Annotated in this window: 1 protein-coding gene; it reads left to right on the forward strand. The window is 48.3% G+C overall.

All coding sequences use genetic code 11. The annotated features are described in order from the left end of the window. Positions 1 to 265: hypothetical protein (locus tag SB724_RS20500; protein ID WP_410572740.1), on the forward strand; the 265-nt coding region annotated here is incomplete at both ends.

The following is a 265-nucleotide window of genomic DNA, read 5'->3' on the forward strand; positions in this document are numbered from 1 at the left end:
AGCGCGTTTCGTTCTACGTTCCGCAGTTGTCCACGTCTCAAATGGTCTATAAAAATGTCCTGGGCAATCTAGGCGAACTCGTAACCAATCGCCACTTCAACCGCCGAATTGAAACCGCTACAGGCGGCATCCTCGAAATCTTCCCGCTGAACAACGGCAATATGTTCAGCCGTGGCCGCGAATACGATTTATATCTATTCGATGAAGCCGCGTTCATTAAAGCGGATGCTATCGAATTCTTCGAAAACTCGATTGAACCGATGCT

It is taken from the genome of Bacillus sp. SIMBA_031, assembly GCF_046535225.1.
GTDB lineage: Bacteria > Bacillota > Bacilli > Bacillales > Bacillaceae > Bacillus > Bacillus velezensis.